Source organism: Paracandidimonas soli, assembly GCF_004342005.1.
Classification (GTDB): Bacteria; Pseudomonadota; Gammaproteobacteria; order Burkholderiales; family Burkholderiaceae_B; genus Paracandidimonas; species Paracandidimonas soli.
Genome location: NZ_SMBX01000008.1, coordinates 150,042 through 168,481, shown reverse-complemented (window position 1 = coordinate 168,481; position 18,440 = coordinate 150,042). Strand labels below are relative to the sequence as shown.

General features: G+C 59.2%; 20 protein-coding genes and 3 pseudogenes. 17 read left to right on the top strand and 6 right to left on the bottom strand.

The genetic code is table 11. From position 1 onward, the window contains the following. Positions 1-242: 242 nt before the first annotated feature. Positions 243-365: pseudogene (locus EV686_RS19150) on the bottom strand (transposase); the annotation flags it as partial. A gap of 179 nt (positions 366-544) precedes the next feature. Here EV686_RS19150 and EV686_RS14900 point away from each other — a divergent pair. Both EV686_RS14900 and EV686_RS14895 read left to right on the top strand, forming a co-directional pair. Continuing rightward, positions 545-1,300 (top strand): type IV toxin-antitoxin system AbiEi family antitoxin domain-containing protein, encoded by a 756-nt coding sequence (locus tag EV686_RS14900; RefSeq protein WP_132477737.1) that lies wholly within the window; start codon positions 545-547, stop codon positions 1,298-1,300. Further along, positions 1,293-1,592: pseudogene (locus EV686_RS14895) on the top strand (nucleotidyl transferase AbiEii/AbiGii toxin family protein); the annotation flags it as partial. The gene EV686_RS14900 and the pseudogene EV686_RS14895, both read left to right, overlap by 8 nt. 2 nt (positions 1,593-1,594) lie before the next feature. Here the strand turns inward: EV686_RS14895 and EV686_RS18645 are convergent. Further along, positions 1,595-2,137 (bottom strand): hypothetical protein, encoded by a 543-nt coding sequence (locus tag EV686_RS18645; protein WP_165972626.1) that lies wholly within the window; start codon positions 2,135-2,137, stop codon positions 1,595-1,597. 439 nt (positions 2,138-2,576) lie between these two features. Here EV686_RS18645 and EV686_RS14890 point away from each other — a divergent pair, with 439 nt between their 5' ends. From EV686_RS14890 to EV686_RS18730, 10 genes are all read left to right on the top strand, one after another. Then, entirely contained in the window at positions 2,577-4,133 is a 1,557-nt protein-coding gene (locus EV686_RS14890) for a VWA domain-containing protein (RefSeq protein WP_207901802.1), read from the top strand. 23 nt (positions 4,134-4,156) lie between these two features. After that, a complete protein-coding gene (locus EV686_RS14885; RefSeq protein WP_207901800.1) occupies positions 4,157-4,708 on the top strand; it encodes a putative pterin-binding protein in 552 nt (183 codons plus the stop codon). 69 nt (positions 4,709-4,777) lie between these two features. Further along, positions 4,778-6,136, top strand: a complete 1,359-nt coding sequence (locus EV686_RS14880) for a sensor histidine kinase (protein WP_165972632.1) — start codon at positions 4,778-4,780, stop codon at positions 6,134-6,136. Next, a complete protein-coding gene (locus tag EV686_RS14875; RefSeq protein ID WP_132477735.1) occupies positions 6,133-7,206 on the top strand; it encodes a response regulator in 1,074 nt (357 codons plus the stop codon). The genes EV686_RS14880 and EV686_RS14875 overlap by 4 nt, the downstream gene beginning before the upstream one ends. Before the next feature lie 141 nt (positions 7,207-7,347). After that, the gene (locus tag EV686_RS14870; RefSeq protein ID WP_207901798.1) at positions 7,348-8,319 is read left to right on the top strand and encodes a hypothetical protein; all 972 of its coding nucleotides are present in this window, start codon (positions 7,348-7,350) and stop codon (positions 8,317-8,319) included. Continuing rightward, positions 8,316-9,266 carry a hypothetical protein gene (locus EV686_RS14865; protein ID WP_132477733.1) on the top strand — a complete coding sequence of 317 codons (951 nt, stop codon included), beginning with the start codon at positions 8,316-8,318 and terminating at the stop codon, positions 9,264-9,266. The genes EV686_RS14870 and EV686_RS14865 overlap by 4 nt, the downstream gene beginning before the upstream one ends. Before the next feature lie 49 nt (positions 9,267-9,315). Then, a complete protein-coding gene (locus EV686_RS14860) occupies positions 9,316-9,909 on the top strand; it encodes a hypothetical protein (RefSeq protein WP_132477732.1) in 594 nt (197 codons plus the stop codon). After that, a complete protein-coding gene (locus tag EV686_RS14855) occupies positions 9,872-10,492 on the top strand; it encodes a DUF2799 domain-containing protein (RefSeq protein ID WP_132477731.1) in 621 nt (206 codons plus the stop codon). Before EV686_RS14860 ends, EV686_RS14855 begins: the two co-directional genes overlap by 38 nt. 15 nt (positions 10,493-10,507) lie before the next feature. Next, positions 10,508-12,844, top strand: a complete 2,337-nt coding sequence (locus EV686_RS14850; protein ID WP_132477730.1) for a hypothetical protein — start codon at positions 10,508-10,510, stop codon at positions 12,842-12,844. Between the two features lie 93 nt (positions 12,845-12,937). After that, positions 12,938-13,216 (top strand): hypothetical protein, encoded by a 279-nt coding sequence (locus EV686_RS18730; RefSeq protein WP_207901811.1) that lies wholly within the window; start codon positions 12,938-12,940, stop codon positions 13,214-13,216. Here the strand turns inward: EV686_RS18730 and EV686_RS18905 are convergent. Together EV686_RS18905 and EV686_RS18900 are read right to left on the bottom strand one after the other, a co-directional pair. After that, entirely contained in the window at positions 13,209-13,775 is a 567-nt protein-coding gene (locus tag EV686_RS18905) for an NAD(P)/FAD-dependent oxidoreductase (protein ID WP_341539339.1), read from the bottom strand. The genes EV686_RS18730 and EV686_RS18905 overlap by 8 nt on opposite strands. After that, positions 13,772-13,957, bottom strand: coding sequence for a hypothetical protein (locus tag EV686_RS18900; protein ID WP_243650908.1), 186 nt, complete (start codon positions 13,955-13,957; stop codon positions 13,772-13,774). The genes EV686_RS18905 and EV686_RS18900 overlap by 4 nt, the downstream gene beginning before the upstream one ends. A gap of 212 nt (positions 13,958-14,169) precedes the next feature. On the opposite strand from EV686_RS18900, the gene EV686_RS14835 reads away from it, so the two are divergent. The 5 genes and pseudogenes from EV686_RS14835 (at position 14,170) to EV686_RS19140 (ending at position 16,161) form a co-directional block, all read left to right on the top strand. Next, the gene (locus EV686_RS14835; RefSeq protein ID WP_243650905.1) at positions 14,170-14,535 is read left to right on the top strand and encodes an Arm DNA-binding domain-containing protein; all 366 of its coding nucleotides are present in this window, start codon (positions 14,170-14,172) and stop codon (positions 14,533-14,535) included. Further along, a complete protein-coding gene (locus EV686_RS14830) occupies positions 14,496-14,954 on the top strand; it encodes a YaiI/YqxD family protein (protein WP_132477727.1) in 459 nt (152 codons plus the stop codon). Before EV686_RS14835 ends, EV686_RS14830 begins: the two co-directional genes overlap by 40 nt. A gap of 122 nt (positions 14,955-15,076) precedes the next feature. Next, the gene (locus tag EV686_RS14825) at positions 15,077-15,361 is read left to right on the top strand and encodes a hypothetical protein (RefSeq protein ID WP_132477726.1); all 285 of its coding nucleotides are present in this window, start codon (positions 15,077-15,079) and stop codon (positions 15,359-15,361) included. Between the two features lie 286 nt (positions 15,362-15,647). Further along, positions 15,648-15,938: pseudogene (locus EV686_RS19145) on the top strand (GTP-binding protein); the annotation flags it as partial. Positions 15,939-16,008: 70 nt separating this feature from the next. Further along, positions 16,009-16,161, top strand: a complete 153-nt coding sequence (locus tag EV686_RS19140; protein WP_243650907.1) for a hypothetical protein — start codon at positions 16,009-16,011, stop codon at positions 16,159-16,161. Here the strand turns inward: EV686_RS19140 and EV686_RS14810 are convergent. Beyond that, on the bottom strand, positions 16,153-17,385 hold the full coding sequence (locus EV686_RS14810; protein ID WP_132477724.1) for a glycosyltransferase: 1,233 nt from the start codon (positions 17,383-17,385) through the stop codon (positions 16,153-16,155). The two genes, EV686_RS19140 and EV686_RS14810, sit on opposite strands and share 9 nt — an antisense overlap. Before the next feature lie 647 nt (positions 17,386-18,032). Next, a complete protein-coding gene (locus EV686_RS14805) occupies positions 18,033-18,251 on the bottom strand; it encodes a dodecin (RefSeq protein ID WP_132477723.1) in 219 nt (72 codons plus the stop codon). Between the last annotated feature and the right edge of the window lie 189 nt (positions 18,252-18,440).

Sequence of the window (18,440 nt, the reverse complement as noted above, 5' to 3'; positions counted from 1 at the left end):
AGGCGGAGGAACTCTATCACCGTACTCACCCCGCCGCCGTGCCGATGAACGCTGTACTTTAACCAAACAGCCTCCGCGATTCCCGGGGCGATTCATTCCGTGTTCCGCCACCAGAATTCCAAAGCCCTTGATTTCATAAGAGATCGAGGGCTTTTTTGCATTCCGCTCTACTCCATTGATGAACTCCACTCCCAAAGTTGGGGCTCTAGACTCTACCCCATTAAAGGGGGACGGGGCATCCATCAAACTAGGTTAGTTACACCATCCCAACCGCACTGCGCCAAGACACGCAGTCGGTAATTCCCAAAATTTCTAAATCCATACGCCCGTCGCGAGATCATTTCCAACTTGGTGTAGAAGCCTTGTTCATGCCGTTGAAGGTGCCTTTGAGGATTCCGATTAGATTTTGACATCAAATTAACGCATAAAGTTAATCAAGATTCAAAATCTAATCATCCTTTTGGAAGAACGGGAAGCGAGCTAGAAACTTACCTGTTTTTCACGCAGTGGCCTCTATGATTGAATTTCGTGCTATTTTTAACCTATGAGCGGAAATTCAAAGCACAATCTAATCAAACGTGTGCAGTCCGATATCCCGAGGGGTGCACCGTTTGACCTTCACACCTTGGGGGAGCTTGGCGTGTCCCCCAAGATGGCGGCTGACTATGTCAAGAATGGATGGCTCGTGCGCCTGGCTCAAGGCGTCTATGCCTTTCCCAATGACGACTTCAGCGTCTATGGCGCATTGCTGTTTCTTCAGCGACACGTTTCAGGTCTGCACGTCGCAGGTAAAAGCGCCCTCGCTCTGCAAGGCATCAGACACAACCTGGGTCGCGACACGCTAGTGCTATGGGGCGACACCCGCTATATTTTGCCCGAATGGTTCACCTCACGATTCCCGGCCCGATACGTCTACGCCCGGCTCTTCAACTGGCCAGACAGCGACCTGCCAGGCAAGACTCTGACAACCCCACCCGGCCTGCCAGATGATCTCTGTGTAGCGGTTGCTGAACGTGCCGTGCTGGAAATGCTGTACGACGCAGGGACCCGACAAAGCCTGGAGGAAGCCAGGCATCTCTTCGACGGCCTGCGCTCATCACGCAAGGACCTGCTCGGCCAGCTGCTGACGTGCTGTACCAGCATCAAAGCCGTTCGCCTTTTTCTTACCTGGGCCCGGGAAACAGGGGTGGTCGATGCCGATGACTTGTTGGCGCGCTATCCAATACAGACGGGTAGCGACAAACGGTGGATGAGCCGGCTTCCAGACGGTACTTTACTGAGCCTGAATCCTCATGGATAAAACCTACGCGGATACGGTCCGTTTGCTGCTGGCCGTTACCCCGGCTGTTTTCAATAACGACATCTTTGCCATGAAGGGAGGTACGGCAATCAATCTGTTCGTGCAGGACATGCCCCGCCTGTCCGTTGATATCGACGTAGCCTACCGCCCCTGGCAAAAAAAACGCGACCAAGCGCTGCAGGCCATCACCGACGAACTAGCCACTATCTCTCAACGCCTTGAACCGCTTGGTGTCCAAACTCGCCTGACCCGCAGTAAAGATTTGGCCGATACCAAACTGATCGCCGAGAACGCCTACTCGAACAGCTTATCGAGTTCGGCCATGTGCGGCTTAAGCGCTGGAATATCTTTATCGACCGCCTGCCGAGCCTGCTGGTTGCCGCTGTGGGTCTTTTCCATACGGCTAAGAATCAATTGCTTTTGTTCGGCGCTTAGCTTGGCATCTTTAAGGATGTTGGCAATGCCTTGCTGATACATGGCGTCGACCTGGTCGGGCGGTACGGGGCTGGATGCAAATTGGTAAGCCTGCATGGTGCGGTCGCCGACATCGGCCCACTGCTCGGGGCTGCTGAAGCCGTGCCGGGCTGCCAGTTGAGCCAGGTCGGCGTACTCCTGGCCCTTGCCGCCCATTAGTTCAAGGCTGGAGCCCAATGGTCGCCTGGGGTCGATATTGCGCTGCGCAGAATCCTGATATTTTTCTCCAAGCGCCGTAAGCTCGGGCATGCTGGCGATGAAGCGACCAACCTGTTCCGATGTAAGGGGCTCGGCGTAAGCATGTGACAGCCCCAGGCAAAACAGCATGGTTAAGGCGGCGGCTAAACGTTGAAGTAGTGTCATGGGGGGTTCCGGCAAAAGAATTCAGATCAAGCGGCTTGCGTGCTGGCTGCCGCACAGCCCTGACATCGTAATAAGCCTCCACGCTCTGCGCACCGTCTGTTTAGACGGGAAAGTGCCTCGTCGGAGTAGCATTGCCCACAGAATGACGCCCGATGCCGACTTGGACCCCGTCTCGACCGAATTTTTCCATATAGGCCGGTGGCGCGGCCTTCGCGCGCCCGACTTTGGCGTGTCCGCGCCCGTCCAGCTTCTGGCGCGGCGCCGAGGCGACACGCATGTACGCCCAGGCGAACCCCATACAAACAGACGGCGACACAAGGCGGCCCCATGGCTAGCATCCACTTCATTGCAGCTTGCTGGCCGACAGCAGGCGGCGGTTCCCGGCCGGCTTTACTCGGGCATGGCCAAATCCAACCAAGCTTTTTCATGGAGCATGCCAGTGTTGAAGATCCTAGGTCCTGTCGCCCTGATCGCGATGCTTACGGCCGGCACAGGCGCGGCCAGTCCAGGCGCGCATGCCACTGAGCGCGCCATTATCGTGTTCGACGGTTCGGGCTCCATGTGGGGCCAGATCGACGGCAAACCCAAGCTCGAGATTGCGCGCCAGGCCTTGCGCGACATGCTTGAAACCGTACCCGACACCATGGAGCTGGGCCTGATGGCCTACGGCCACCGCGAAAAAGGCAACTGCAGCGACATCGAAACCCTGGTTGCACCGGCGGCAAATACCAAGGGGGCCATCGTGCAGGCAGTGCAAAGCATGCGCTTCCTGGGCAAGACCCCTTTGTCGGCAGCCGTGCAGCAAGCCGCCGCCGAACTACGCCACACCGAAGACAAGGCAACCGTCATCCTGATTACCGACGGCGAAGAAACCTGCAATGCCGACCCCTGTGCCCTGGGTACCGAGCTGAAGCAAAGCGGGGTGGACTTCACCGCGCACGTGGTGGGCCTTGGCCTGACCAAGCAACAAGGCGAACAGGTTGCCTGCCTGGCCCACAACACGGGCGGCCAGTACTTTGCCGCCGACGACGCTGCCCGGCTAAGCCATGCTCTGAACGCCGCGATGCAGGCCACTCGTGCGGCACCGCCCGAGCCTGAACCGGAACCCGCCCTGCCCGCAGCCACTCTCGATGCTCCAGAAGTTGCAGGCGCCGGCGTCTTTATTGAGATCGGCTGGACTGGCCCCGACGCGCCTGGCGACTACGTCACCATCATCGACCCCCAGGAAAGCGACATCCAGAGCGGCGCCTATGAGCGCACCGAACGAGGAAGCCCGATCAAGCTGCAGACACCCGGCACGCCGGGGAATTACGAGGTGCGCTACGTTATGGCCGGGCGCAGTGCCGTGCTGGCGCGGCAAGCCATAAAACTGGTGCCTGTGGAAGCCACGGTTTCAGGCCCCGAAAGCGTGGGCGCAGGCGGCTGGGTAACAGTGCAATGGACAGGCCCAGACAGCCCGGGCGACTACATTACCGTGGTCGAGGCGGGCGCGCCCGACGCAAAATACAACGACTACGCCCGCACCAGCAGCGGCAACCCGGTAAGGGTAGTGGCCCCGGATAGCGAGGGCCGGTACGAAATCCGCTACGTGCTGGATAAATCCACACGTGTGCTTGCCTCGCAGCCGCTAATCCTCGCCCCTGTATCGGCAAGCCTGGAGCTGGTTGGCAACGCCGTTCCCGGCGGCACGGCCACGGTGGCATGGACAGGCCCGAACAATCGCGGCGATTACATCACCATCGTACCCAAGGGCGCACCCGCCGAGAAGTACCTTGACTACGCACGCACGGAACCCGGCACGCCGGTAACCATCAGGATGCCGCAAGAACCCGGCGAGTACGAACTGCGCTACGTGATGGACAGTTCCAAACGCGTGCTGGCAAACCTGCCAATGGTGCTGCCCCACATCGCAGCCGAGGCCGACGCACAAGACGCCGAAGCAGCCGCTGCCGCCACTGGCGAACCCTTGACAAGCGGGTCGGTTGGGGTACCCTAACCCCGACACGAAAGGGGGGGCACATGCGACACACCATAACGCAACGATGGCGATGGTTGGCATCGAGCTTGCTTTGGGGCGTCGCCGCAGCCGGCGCGCCCCAGGCCTTTGCTTTTTCCGAGCCCGGCTCCGGTAACGGGCTGGCACAGCCCACCACTGAAGTTCTGCTTGTTATCGATGGCGCTATTCAGCACAACAACGCGCCAGGCGAAGCACGGCTTGACCTGAACATAATACGTAGTCTGCCCGCCCACAGCCTGCACACCACCACAGCTGTTACCGACGGCGTAAGACGCTTCGACGGCATTCTGGTGCGCGACCTGCTGCAACTGGTGGGCGCCCAGGGAACACTGATCGAAGCCCGGGCGCTCAATAACTACAACGTCGACATACCGGTTGCCGACTTCAACGATTACGACGTTCTGCTCGCAACCCACATGGACGGCGAAAGGCTGCTGCCGTCGGGCAAAGGCCCTTTCTGGATCGTCTATCCCCGCGACGACTGGCGTCAATTGCAAGATATCCGCTACGACTATCGATGGGTGTGGCAGCTGCATCGCATTACCGTCAAATAACACGATAACGGCATGAGTCTGACACGCTCCAACGTGCTGGGATACCTTCTACCCATATTGGCGATCATGGTGCTGGCCATCCTGCTTACCGTCTCTTTGTTCCGGCTTGCCGACATCCAGCGCGCCATGCGAAACAACGTCAATGCCAACATGGTGTGGGTCATCTACCAGACCCACGTCGAAAGCCTGATGCTGGCCAACGCGGTACAGCATCGATTGGTCGACCCCGGCTCTGACAGCGACCTGCTTCACCGCTACCAGATGCTGCTTAGCCGGATCAGCGTGCTTAACGACGGCCCGCAAAAGCGGGCCCTGCAGGCGATGGGCATCGCCGAAACACTTACCATCCAAGCCGACGCCGTGGTAAAGCTTGCCGAACTTTTCGAGAACGGCACTATCGACGCTGCAGGCTACGCACAGATTCGCCAGGCACTGAGCATCTTCAGCGCCACGCTGCAAAGCGCATCCGGCAAGGCCATGATGGCCCAATGGGAAGAAGCCGGAGAACGCATAGACACCTACCGCAACGCCGTGCTTACCGTTTTCTTCCTGATGATAGGAATCTGGATTTGCGGCGCAGTGCTGTCTGTGCAATTGCTGCTGGCCCTGAAAAAGACCCGCGACAACGAACGCATTCGCCAGCGCGGTATCGAGCTGCAGAAACAGTTGGAGAACGAGCGCAAGATCAGCGACCTGTACCGCAGCTTTGGTTCAATGGTGTCGCATCAGTTTCGTACTCCGCTGGCCATTATTGACGCCACCATGCAAAGACTGATACGCGCCGGCGACCGCATGGCCATGGAAGAGATCCGGCACCGGGCCACAAAAGCCCGACAAGCCACCCAGCGACTTAACCAGCTAATTGAAAACATACTTCAGGCAGACCGCTTCATGGAGCAGCTGGATGTCGCAATGCGGCCGTGTCGCCTTGCCGACATAGCGCGCCAGGCCGTGGCCGAGCAACAGGCGATTGCGCCACGGCGAGCCATCCACGTCGTCGACGAAACCGGAGGTGAATCCACCGTGCTTTGCGACTCCATGCTAACCAGCCAGATCATCGGCAACCTGCTTTCAAACGCCATCAAATACTCGGAAGAAGACACGGCGGTATCGATACGCACCTATCGCCAGAACGGCCAGATTTACTGCCAGGTAAGCGACCAGGGCCGAGGCATATCCGCGCACGACCTTACCCATGTTTTCAAGCGCTATTTTCGAGCCAAGGCCACCACCGACATTGTCGGGACAGGCATCGGGCTGCATATAGCCATGGAGCTGGCCGTCTTGCAAAACGGCACCATACTGGCGTGTTCGGAACCCGGCGTCGGCTCAAGCTTTACTTTGCAACTGCCCTGCCATCGGCATCTCAGAATTTGCCCTGACGACGCCACGCAAGCAGCGGCGCCCGTCAAGCTGGGGGCCGCATGACGAACATAAACGTTCCGTGCGCCCAGGCAAGCATATTGTGGGTCGAAGACGATGAAGACATGCGCGACATACTGGCCGACGAGCTTACTGACGCCGGCTATGCGGTGGTCAAGGCCGCACATGGCCGACAGGCGCTGGCACAGCTGCACTGCTTCCAGCCCGACCTGATCCTTTGCGACATTGCCATGCCCATAATGGACGGCTACGAGCTGCTGCGGTCGGTACGGGAAACCATGCCCCACCTGGCGGACGTTCCCTTCGTATTCCTTAGCGCCCAGGACGGCTCGGGCCAGATTACCCAGGGCAAGCACGCGGGCGCCGACGATTACCTGGTCAAGCCCGTCAATTTCGACTTAATGCTGGCGACCATTTCTGCCCGCCTGCGTCAGGTGCAGCGCATGAAGAACCGCACACCTTCCTCGAAAGCCGCCACCGAAACCGGCGCATCCATGCTTTCCGTGCCTGCTGACGGTGTCGCATTTGAGCGTCTTTCGCGCATGTTCAACCTGATCACGGCCGGCATCGTGCTGCTGGATAGCGAACGCCGCACACAGTTTGCCAATATCGCCGCCCAGCGCATGCTGCTGGATTGCGCCGACTCGCCGCCCCCCGGGGGCCCCGATACCGCAGGCTTGCCGGGTTCGTTGGCTTCGTCGGCCCAGGTACGAGCCGCCATCGACGCCGCCACCGAAGGCGACGAGTACACCGAATTTCTTTCACTGCCTCGTCGTAACGCCCAACGCGACCTGCTGGTAACCATTTGCTCGCTGGATTGCCGAGGCATGGACGAGGCTCCCGCCGTGGCGTTGTTCATTTCAGCTGGTGAGCGCGACAAGGCCGCCCCGCTCAAGGCTCTGGAATCGCTGTTCAAGCTCACGCCCACCGAAGGGCGCGTAGCCTGGGCCTTTGCCCAGGGCCTTCGACCCGAGCAAATAGCCGAAACCTTTGACATCTCCCTGACTACGGTGGCTTTTCACAAGCGCAACATCTTTCAAAAGACTCATACCAACCGGCAGGCCGACCTGATCGCACTGCTGCTGACCCTGCCGGCCAGCCTGGACACCGATTAAACGGATGCTCCCCGTTCGTTCGTACGGTTTCTTTTGGTAAAGGCTTGGATACGATGACCGACGAACCCCAATCAGCGCCAACCGGCGCACAAACACGAGGCCGCTATGTGGAGCTTCAATATCGGGCGATCAATATCGCTAATGATGCAAACCCTGCCGTTCATCGCCTTGCGCTGCGCCGTGTATTTCGGCATTGCGCTGGCTTATGTGCTGATGACAGGCATCGGCGCCGGCGTGGGCTGGGGCATCGGCGGCCTGGGAGACGAGTCGTTTCAGGCCGGCGCCGCCTTCTGGGGCGGGGCTGCAGGCTTTGGCCTGACTGCGGGCATTCTGTATTTTTTACGCGAATACATTCTGTACATGGTCAAGGCAGGCCATATCGCCGTCATGGTCAAGCTGCTGCAGGGCCAAACCATTCCCCAAGGCAGATCCCAGATCCAGCTCGCCACGGCCGAAGTTAAAAACCGCTTTGGCCAAGCCAATGTATTGTTCCTTATCGACCAGACCGTCAAGGGCGTCATCAACGCCGTCACCGGCCTTGTGCAGGGCCTGGCCGGCCTTCTTCCCATCGCCGGCGTGCAGCAATTCATGCGTCTTGTACGCGCATTTCTTCGTTTGGCCGTGGGCCTGGTAGATGAAGTCATTCTTGCCTACGCCATTCACACACAAAGCCTGAACCCCTGGGCTTCGGCCCGCACGGCATTGGTACTGTATGGCCAGAACGCAACGGGCATGCTGCGCAATGCGGCCTGGCTCGCGTTAATTACCTATGGCTTGTCGGTAGTCATTTTTATATTGCTAGTGGCGCCGGCCACCGCCCTGGCGTGGTTCATGCCGGGCGCCGGAACCGCAGCCGGCATCGTATTTGCGCTGATCCTGGCATGGGCGCTCAAGGCAGCCATACTCGAGCCCTTCGCCGTTGCGTGCCTGCTGCAAGCCTACTTCCAGGCCATCGACGGCCAAAGCCCCGACCCGGAATGGGAAGCCCGGCTTGAAACCGCCTCGGGCAAGTTCGCGCAGCTAAAAGAAAAAGCCGCAAGCTGGGTTCGACAGCCTTCGGCTGACGCGGGCCCGGCCAATGGCGCCGCACAAACGCAAGGCAACCAGTCATGAAGACATTACATTGGCTTGGCGCCTTCACCCTGCTATCGGCATGCTCACAGGTAGCCGGCAACCCCCTGCAGCAGGCCATGGCGCAGCTTGACGCCATGGGAAACGAATTCGTTCAAGCGGCCAACCACACCCAGCTCGACGCCGATAATCTGGCCGACAGCAGATACTACACGGCAGCCACTTTTCCCAATGCCACCGCGGCGCATTCGGCCATCGGCCTTCCAGACGCCGGGCTCGACGCACTTACCCGTGCTGTGCTGTTGGTGCACGCTTACGAAGCGCCTCTGCCCCATGTCCGGTATCGCATCGAGTACAGCATGAACGTGTCGCCCGACGTACCCGAGGCGCAGCAAGACCATGTCGAGGTTCGGCGCTACAACCTTGGCCCGGCCCGTCGTGCCGACCTGCAGGCATCGACACCGGCAAACCACTTGGCCGACCCGCAAGAGTTCGGAGTGGGGCCGCATGTCAGCTGGCGCTTTGTCATGGCTCCCGTCATGGGGTTTCAGGCTGCGCTGACGCACGCAGGCCGCGTCGAAATACCTGACGCCCAGGCACAGGCCGACGATTGCCTTGGCGTATCGTGCCTGGTCCTGGCCGACCCCACCGGTCCCGAAAGGGGCTGGCAAGCCGTTCCGCCACCCCAGCTTGGGCCCGCCCTGTACGCAGCACGCAGCAACTGGGGCGTGGCGCAACCGGCACGCGTCATGGAAGAGCTCTGGAGCAGCATCGCCGGCCAGGGCATGGACCCTTTGCCCTACCAACCGGGCCAGCCCGCCTTCCAGTTTGTAATTTCTTCCAACACCGATGGCCAACAAGCTGCTGTCATGGGCCTGGCCAGGCAATCGGTGGTTCTTGATTCAAGCGTGTCCGAAATCTGGACGCAACGCTTCGAGGCGGAACAAACACCGCCCAATTTTTCAACGCTGCTTGTGCCTCGGCGTTAACAACTTCGAGCCACCTTTTACCGGCACAAACCGCCTTTGCCTACACAACATGAATATTCCTGGTGAACTCATGAAAAAACTATTAGCCGCCTGTACCGCTGTCCTGCTGTCGGCCACAGGCGCAGCGGGGGCACAAGAGCTTCCTCAATACGAATCCACCGGCACCATAGAGCTTGCCATCGACGGCAAGCAAGCTAAGTATCATTCCACCTCCAACACCGTGCCCGGACAACCCGGCAGGCTGGTGCATACCGCCAACTGGCGCACCTTCCCTCCCATGATGCTGGGCGGCATCAACATGGCGCCCAAGGGCATTATGCTGTCAATCACTGCGCGGCCCACGGTCGAACCCGACCCGTCGGCACCGCAATTGAAGATAACCTTTTCGCTCGACGAAAAAGACTACAGCTTGCTGGATGCCACGCCCTTCGAGGTAATCTACACCATCAAAGAAGGCCGCCAGGCCGGCGACTACCAGCACGCTTCCGGCACGCTTGAAATTGAATCAGCCACGCTCGAAGGCGATGTGCTTCACGTTGTAGGCAAGGCCAAGGGCGCTCTTGCTCCCGCCAAAAACAAAAACGGCTCCGGCCCGACACTTAACTATGAAGCCAACTTCAACGTCCGTGCGCCCAAGCATTGATTCGGCCCGCGCTGCGGCAACCCGCCTGGTTTCCATCAGCGCTGGCTTGATCCGCCCGGCCTTAGTCGGTGCTGCAGCCCTGCTGCTTTCCGCCTGCGCCAGCATGTCCGAAAAAGAATGCCTAAGCGCCAACTGGCTTGACCAAGGCTACCGCGACGGACGCGCCGGCCACACGGCAAGCCTGCTTGAAGACCACCGCGAAGCCTGCGCCAAAGTGGGCGTAACCCCCAATGCCCAGCAATACCATGCAGGCAGAAACCAGGGGCTGCTTGAATACTGCACGCCGGCCAATGCCGTCTACGAAGGCCGCCAGGGAAGAAGTTATCGCAACGTCTGCCCCATGCACCTGGAACGCCAATTTCTGGCCAACCATCAGCGCGGCTACCGGGCCTACGAAGCGCAACAGAACGTCGACAGGCTTTATCGCGACCTACAGCGCGCCGAGCGCGACCTTAATAAAGAAAAAGACAAAAACAAACGCCACGAGCTGCGCCAGAAAATTCGACACCTGGATAACCGTCTGTCGCGTGCGCGGAACGATCTGCACTATCTTGAGCAGCAACTGTATCGTTATTCACCTTAGTATTGGGCAGCTTCCATGAACCCAACCCGACGCTTACTGATGGCCCACGCCTTGCTCATGGTGGGGTTGCTGCTTGCTACGGCAAAGCCTGTTCACGCCAAATGGCCCACTATCAATTGGGTCATCACCGAAAAGCCTGAAAAGGGGGGTACGGCTCCCACAGGCACGCGCGCGACCATTGCAGAAGAACACCGCCTCACGCTGCAAAGCGCCAGCTCCTGGTTCCAGTCCATGTCTTTCCCGGCACCGTATCAGATCAACGAGCGCGGGAAATTCTCATTCAAAGATAACGAGCGCTATCTGGCGTACCTGCGCCCCGACTCTTCCAACCCGGTATCCGCTCATTCCTCGGCCGGCAAGATGAGGCTTTCTAGTCACGAAAGTTTGCTCGATCCCCAGACACCCAACGAACACATTTATCAGGCGGCTGCCGTGCACGAGCTGTTTCACGGTGTTCAACGGGCCTATCCTTCCTATCGCTCATGGGCCGACGGGGCCAACATGAAAAAACTACACGACTGCGACCCTGGCGAACGAGCTAACAACTGGCTTACCGAAGGCACGGCCTCGGCAGTACAAATTCAATACCTGGAACGACAGAACCGGCAGCACCTTAACCATCCATTTCATGGCCCCTCGCATATCCGCTGGGCGCGCACATTCGACCAGCCACTGCATTGGCCGCGGCTGTCGGAGGAACAGAGCGTCGTCTTGCCTGCAGGCGTGGCGCCTTACGCCTGGCAATGCTCATATGGCACCTGGTACTTCTGGTATGCCGTAGGCAACATGCTCGGCAGCCCCAACCCTCTGGACACCCGCCGCACCAGCTATCTTCATCATGTTTTCTCGCAAGAAGGCTCCTGGACAGATTCCGGGCTGGCGATGGTGGATCTTGGCCTGAAGTACGCGGCGGCCAAGATGGACGCACTGCGCCCCTACCATGGCGGGCTGTATGCCTTGTATCCACAATTTGTGGCGCAATACCTGGATGACGACAAGTTCTTCGAGCACGTCGAAAACGTGGCCCTGGAGACGCCCGCCGTTTATGAATTCCACAGCGATGACCTGAGCCACATCGAACCTGTTGCAACGCGCGCGTGGCGCATACGCGTGCAGACCCCGCCGGTGATTGCTTCGGACGCACACTACACCGTGCGCTTCTCGCTGGATTCTTCCGACCCTGCCATGAAGGACGCCTTGCACCTGATCGTGGATCATAGGCTTGTGAGCCGTCCCGAAGACTCCGCCACGCCCTACAGCCAATTGCGCCGCATCCATCCCCACCTGCTTGATGCCGACGGGGGCATCGAGTACTTGGTGCGAGTCGCCAATGTGGCACGTAATGCGGTTGACACCGCGCCGGCGGAATTTAGCCTGAAGGTGGAAGTGGAAGGGTTTTACGGCGAAGACACCTCTTCAGGCTCACTGCCCGGAGCCATACCGCCCGGCTTTGCCATTACCGGCCCCGACCCGAAATGGAGCTGCTTCGGCGATGACGACGCCCGCGCCACGTACGCTTTCATGACACCCGAGGGCGTCGCCAGCCAACTGGAACGCATGCTGCCGCAAGGCCTTAAAAATATCGAAGACGACCTTGACCGAGCCGAAATGCAGGCCCAGAAGTACAGCCAGGCCGAGTTGGAACGCATACAAAGGCACCGCCGGCGTTTCGAAAACAGCTTCGACGCCAGCGTGGAGGCATCGGATGTTGAACGCAAGGTGGCGCGTGCCGCCGCTGAAGTGCGCCTGGAAACAGATTCCCAGATTATGGTGAAGCTTAACGGGCGCAATGCCGCCGGCACATGCGATGTGCTGCTTGTGCTTACCGTGCCGGGCGAGCCGGCTCCACAGCGGGTTCCGCCTGATAACTACTCCGTCAACATCACCCCCAAAAGCCAGGTAGACGCCATGACTACCGCCGCCGATTTCGCCAGCCGGCTTGATTTTTCCGCCATGCAAACCATGAGCGTGGACGAATTGCAACGCATATCTGAACAGTTCCAGAGCGCAATGCAAGATTACGACAACACCGAGCCCGATTGGCTGCGTTGCACGACCAATATGCAAGACTGCGAAGACGGCGAGTTTCACCTGGGCGAAGCATCGTACCAACATCTTTTTGGTACGTTTTCATTCCAGGTATACAAAGGCGACCTGGAGCTGGTTCCCGGCACCGCCGAGCATCCCCGCGAATATGCCGAGGTTTCCGGGCACATCAACATTACCTCTACCCAGGAAGACGTCGACAACCATCTGCTCGACTTCCTGAGCCGCCCTAGCGGCCTGGGCGATATGCTACAGATCCCAAGCCTGGAAGCCTTCATGCAGGGCGGATCAATGTTCGGCAAATAGATGGTGGCAGACGACGTGCAGGTCATCCCGATAGGCGTGCCCATTTGTAACGACCCAGTGAAAACCTGCTCTAGTGATAATTAAGGAAATCACATGAGTTTGAAGATGGACGAAGACATCAAACGCTGGACGGCCAAGCGGCGCAAGGTGTACTACAAGCTCACGAAGGCGGCTGGGTATGAAGAAGAACACGGTACAGCGCATCTTCCAGCTCAAGGGCCTGGCAGCGCTCTGGAACATGCCTTGATCGCCCGCTTCGGCACGCTTGGCCGCGTTTCCGAGCCATTCTTGCTGAGGTCGGACCATGGCCTCGTTTTTACGAGTCACAGTTACACAGCGCTGGTTCGTAGTTACGGTCTACGCCTTAAATAGAGGAGGCTTGCTGGCTTGCGACTTGGGCCTTCGCCGGGAGCGGTCGATTTTCGCCATGCCAGGGAGCCTCTGCACAGTCGCCGAATGCAAGAATATGCGGATCGCTTGACCGCAATTGTGCATCTACGACAATCTGGTGGCGTGCGTTCGTGCGCAGACCCAACTCTGAGAGGATCTCCGGTGCTTCGATGCCTGCGGCCCATACACAAAATTCGGCGGGATAAGGACGGCCTTCAGCATCGGTGAGGTAGTCTGCCCGGACATCCGCCACGCGCACTGAAGTCTTCACTGTGATGCCTCTCTCGTGTAGCAGTTTCTGCGCCTTGATCGACTGCTTTTCCGGCAGCGCAGAAAGAATGCGGTCGTCCCCTTCGATCAGGGTAATCTGCACATCGCGTCCTGGCTGCAGCTCGTCGATGCCGTAATAAACCAGGCTCGCGAGTGCTTCGACGAGTTCGGCCGCCAACTCAACGCCAGTCGCCCCACCCCCGACGATGGCAATATGAAGTACATCGTCGGCCTGCGACGGAATGTTTGCTTCTCCTACCCCCGCGGTCAGCTGATCTCTGCCATCCCGACCTCGCGTACCGGCGCCTGCTGCAACTCTTGTGGCGGCTCTTCTGCCGTTGAGCGTTGCCAGTTGGCGTAACAGCGACTTGAGAATTTCAAACCCGCATGAACAAAGGCGTAGTAGCTGCCAATGAGGTTCCGCCCAAGGCCACCATCTTGCTGTTCCAGCACGGTTCAAAACCTCCCAAATCTCAAAAAAATCAATGTCTTAGGCGCAAATCGCTGCCCAGGACGTCTCACTGCGCGTCGCTACATCCGGAGTTTGCCGGCCCCCCAGGTGGTACCCCACAATAGATTCGTGAAAAACGAACTCTGGGGGGCCAGTTGTGGGCTTACTCAATGAAACTCAGATCAGAGCGGCCAAGCCGGCCCTGAAGGAATACATGCTCAACGACGGGGACAATCTGTACCTGCGCGTTCGAGACACTGGCAAGGTTTGGATCTATCGCTACACCAAAGACGGCAAACGCATCAAACTTGGGCTGGGGCCATACCCAGAAGTCACACTCGCTCAGGCACGAGCCAAGGCATATGAGGCCAACAGTCAAAGGGCGAACGGCTCTGACCCCAAGGAAACCCGTGACAGGTCATCGCTATCATCGAGGCTGGAACAGAGAACAGACACGGCGGGTTTAGCCATCCCGCAGGTTAAACTGCCCATGGCAAGCCCGGAAAGCGAATCGGGAAACACCACTGAAGGACTGATGTCATGCATATATGGGTTGACGCCGACGCCTGCCCCGCCGTGATCAAGGACATCCTGTATCGGGCTGCGCAGCGATGGCAGCGGCCCTTGACACTGGTAGCCAATCAGATGCTGCGCACGCCGCCATCACCTCTGATCCGCGCAGTTCAGGTGCCGCGCGGTTTCGATGTGGCAGACGACCATATCGTCCAGCACGTGTCTGCCGGCGACCTGGTCATTACCGGAGACATTCCCCTGGCTGCCCAAGTGCTCGACAAGAGCGCACTGGTGCTCAGCCCCCGGGGCGAACGCTATACCGCCGATACGATACGCGAGCGCTTGTCGCTGCGGGACATGATGGAAGAACTGCGCAGCGCCGGCATCGATACGGGCGGCCCCTCCGCTTTCAGCCAGGCCGACCGGCGTGCGTTTGCCAATGCCCTGGATCGACTGATGCTTGGCGCAAGCAGGCCGCTGAATTGACCTCCTGTCCCGATCGCAAACAGCTCAGCGCGTTGCGACATATAATGAATACGGCTTGTTCCCCTTATGAGGGCTACTCTCACCGCAGTTCCAACAGCACGATGGACAACAGGGTAAATAGCATGACTCTATTGAATGGGCAGGTACACGATGTATTGAAACAGGTTCGCCTTCGCCAGGTGCCTTGGCACAAGAAGCAAAACATCTTTCGCAAACTGCATGCCAGGGGATTGGTGTTGTGCGTACCTCAAGTCACCATCTCGGCGCCCGATCGGACAGCCGTCGACATAGCGCTATTGACTGAATCAGGCCAGGCGGAACTGGAACGATTGGCACACTGCCAACGCGGCCAGGCGTGGCTGACCGACACGGAAGAACCTCCACCCGTTTCCCGCATGAGCGCCTGATGGGCACTGGCCGCCAACAACAGAAAGGCCCTTGCGCCACCAGCATGATTATCTGAAGGTAGCCGCGCCGGATCAGGTGCGCGCAATACGTTGAGACAGTGAAGGCAGAACCCTTTGAAACATCGGGTTCTGCTTTTTTTTCATCATGGCGTCAATCATGCAATGGCGGTCCTGCAGCGTACGCGATCTGCACTGATTTCTCTTCCACGTCTGAGCTTCTCAGCACTCTATATTTGTTATGTTATAACATACTATAATCAGCAAAAATCGATATCGGCCACAAGCAATGAACACAGACACTCATTCAACTGATCCGCGACTGCCCGTCACCGTTCTCTCCGGCTTTCTCGGCGCGGGCAAAACCACGCTGCTCAATCACATCCTCAACAATCGAGAAGGACAGCGCGTGGCGGTCATCGTCAACGACATGTCCGAAGTCAACATCGATGCCGCCCTGGTTCGCGAGGGAGGCGCCGAACTTTCCCGTACCGACGAAAAGCTGGTGGAAATGAGCAACGGCTGTATCTGCTGTACGCTGCGCGAAGACCTGCTGGTCGAAGTGAGCCGCCTGGCCCGAAGACCCGGAAGCCATTCGCCTGATTCGCTCCAGATGGGACGAGCATGTCGGCGACGCGCGCCAGGAACTCGTGCTGATCGGCATGGACATGGACGAGAACGCGCTGCATGCGCGCTTCAATGCCTGCCTGCTCACCGATGAAGAAATGGCTCTGGGTCCGGTCGCCTGGCAGCGGTGGCCGGCGCCTTTCGCGGAATGGCCCGAACGCCTACCCTCATCCTAGACCGCTTTCACAACTTTCCAGTATCGATGCAATCGCCGCCACTGCCGCCGCTGTCCCGTTTTCTTGCGACATCGCATGCCCCAGCTTCGATGCCCTGGATTTCGCCGCTGCGGACCTGGCGAACCGGACGGCCTGCCTGGCGACATCGGAGCTCAGCTGCTTTGTCGAGACCGGCGCGGCGGCCACGCCCAGACGCTCCAGTTGCCGCCCCCAGAAAAACTGATCGCCGGCAAACGGCAAGACGACGGAAGGAACCCCGGCACGGCACGCCGAATGCGCCGTTCCGCTTCCGCCATGATGGATGACCAGCGACATGCGCGGAAAGAGCCAATCATGCGGCGTGTTTCCGATCACGTGAAAATTATCCGGCAACGATGTTTCCGGCAAGCCCGACCATCCGGGATGAAAGACCACCCTCTCCCCCTCCAGGACATCGATCAGGACTCGCGCCAAGGCTTCCCGGTCGAACCCGACCATGCCGCCGAACCCCAGGTAGATCGGAGGTTCGCCAGCATCCAGAAAAGCCTGCAATTCAGGGGCCGGCTCCCATGAATCGGCGGGCCCCAGCCACTGCCCGCACAGCTTTGCATTCTCCGGCCAATCGCGAGGCTCCGGCAGCAATGCGGGAGAAACGCCGTACAGCATCGGATGCCCGGCCCACAGACTGTGTCGCGGTCCCTGGTCCAATACCCGTTTCCTGGCCTGGTTGGTCGCCTTCCGGAACGACAGCCACAACATCCAGTTGACCAGATGATGGCTCGCCTTGTTGAAAATTGAAGGACACGCTCCAGGAGGAATGAAAGGCGACGCGAACGCGCGCGTTGGAGAAATCGGAATCATGCCTGCGCCGACAATGGGGATCCCGCGATACTCGGCCACCGACAAACCGATAAACGCCGTCAGGCCGGCAACGATGATTCCATCGCAGCCGTCGGAGGCCTGCACGGCCTGCCTCATCCAGCTTTCCGCCTGGGCATTGGCAATGCGCGACAGGCCGGCTACGGTGGCGTTGACTCCCCTGCCTTCGGCAACCAGGGATCCCAGGTCTTCCTTGATATTCCCGCTCAATGCCGCATGCGGCACGCCAAGGCTGCGCGCGCTTCCAAGCGTGCCCTCATTCGCAAGCAGCGATACCTCATGCCCGGCGTCCATCAGCGCCCGGCATAGCGCCGCAATGGGACGCGTGTCGCCTTCGGTGCCATAGGTCAGCGCCACAAGCTTCATCGTGCATATTCCTTCTATCGAAATCTGGAAAGCGGCCGCGCAGGAAGCATATCTACCGCTGTCGAGAAGAAAAAATCCGGCGAGCGCCAAAATTGTACTGTGCGCGAAACCGTATTCGCCTTCCCGGAAAAGCCAGGTCACTTTTTTTACGTGCGGCATGATCGACGCATGGCATGATGACGCGGGCCTTACGGGAACAAGAAAAACATATGAAACGACTCATTCGATATGCCGCTGCCGTCGCCCTTTCCATCTTTTCGCTGCACGCTCTGGCTGCCGGCACCTTGCCGCCTCCCGTCAATGGCATCACCTTCGAGGAATGAGCCGCGGGCAATGCGCGCCTGGCCAACGAACAGCCGCTGGCAGGCATACTCAAAACGCTGGAAGTGAGCGAGGCCATACTGGAGGAGGCGGAACCCGGCCGGCAATACGACAGCCCGGTTCACGTGGACGACGCCATCCTTCAATCGGCCCAGTACATTGTCATGCACATGCCGGAATTACGCTCCCTGACTCCGGAAGAGATTCCGGGCCCTCCCCCGGCTTTCGCCTGCCTGCCGTGGAAAGCCATGCTGCCGTAAGGCCATGGCAGCAGGCTGAGCGTGACGGCGCCCGGCGGCCTGCAGCCAGCCTGCGGCTGCGCACCCTCAATCGTCGAGTTCGAGCCGCATGCCGATCCGCAGGACAACCTGCCAGTGCGCGACTTTGCCGTCTTTGATGTGGCCTCGCGTTTCAACCACCTCGAACCAGTCGATATTGCGCAGCGTCTGGGAAGCACGGACGATAGCCTGCTCGATGGCGTCGTCGGAAGACTTGGTGGACGAGCCCACCAGTTCGATCTTTTTGTAGACGTGATTGTCGGTCATCGCTGCTCTCCTTCCTGACAGAAAATGAGAAAGCGCTTGCCAATTCGGCGCTCCAGGCCGGAACGGCTGGCGCTGGGTGAGTCACTCCCTCCTGAGATCGGGAGCTTCCTCGCCACCATACGGAGGCGCCTGCGGCGCCGTATGTAACACTGCCTCGCTTGACCTCGTCGTGAACGACGAGGCTTGCGC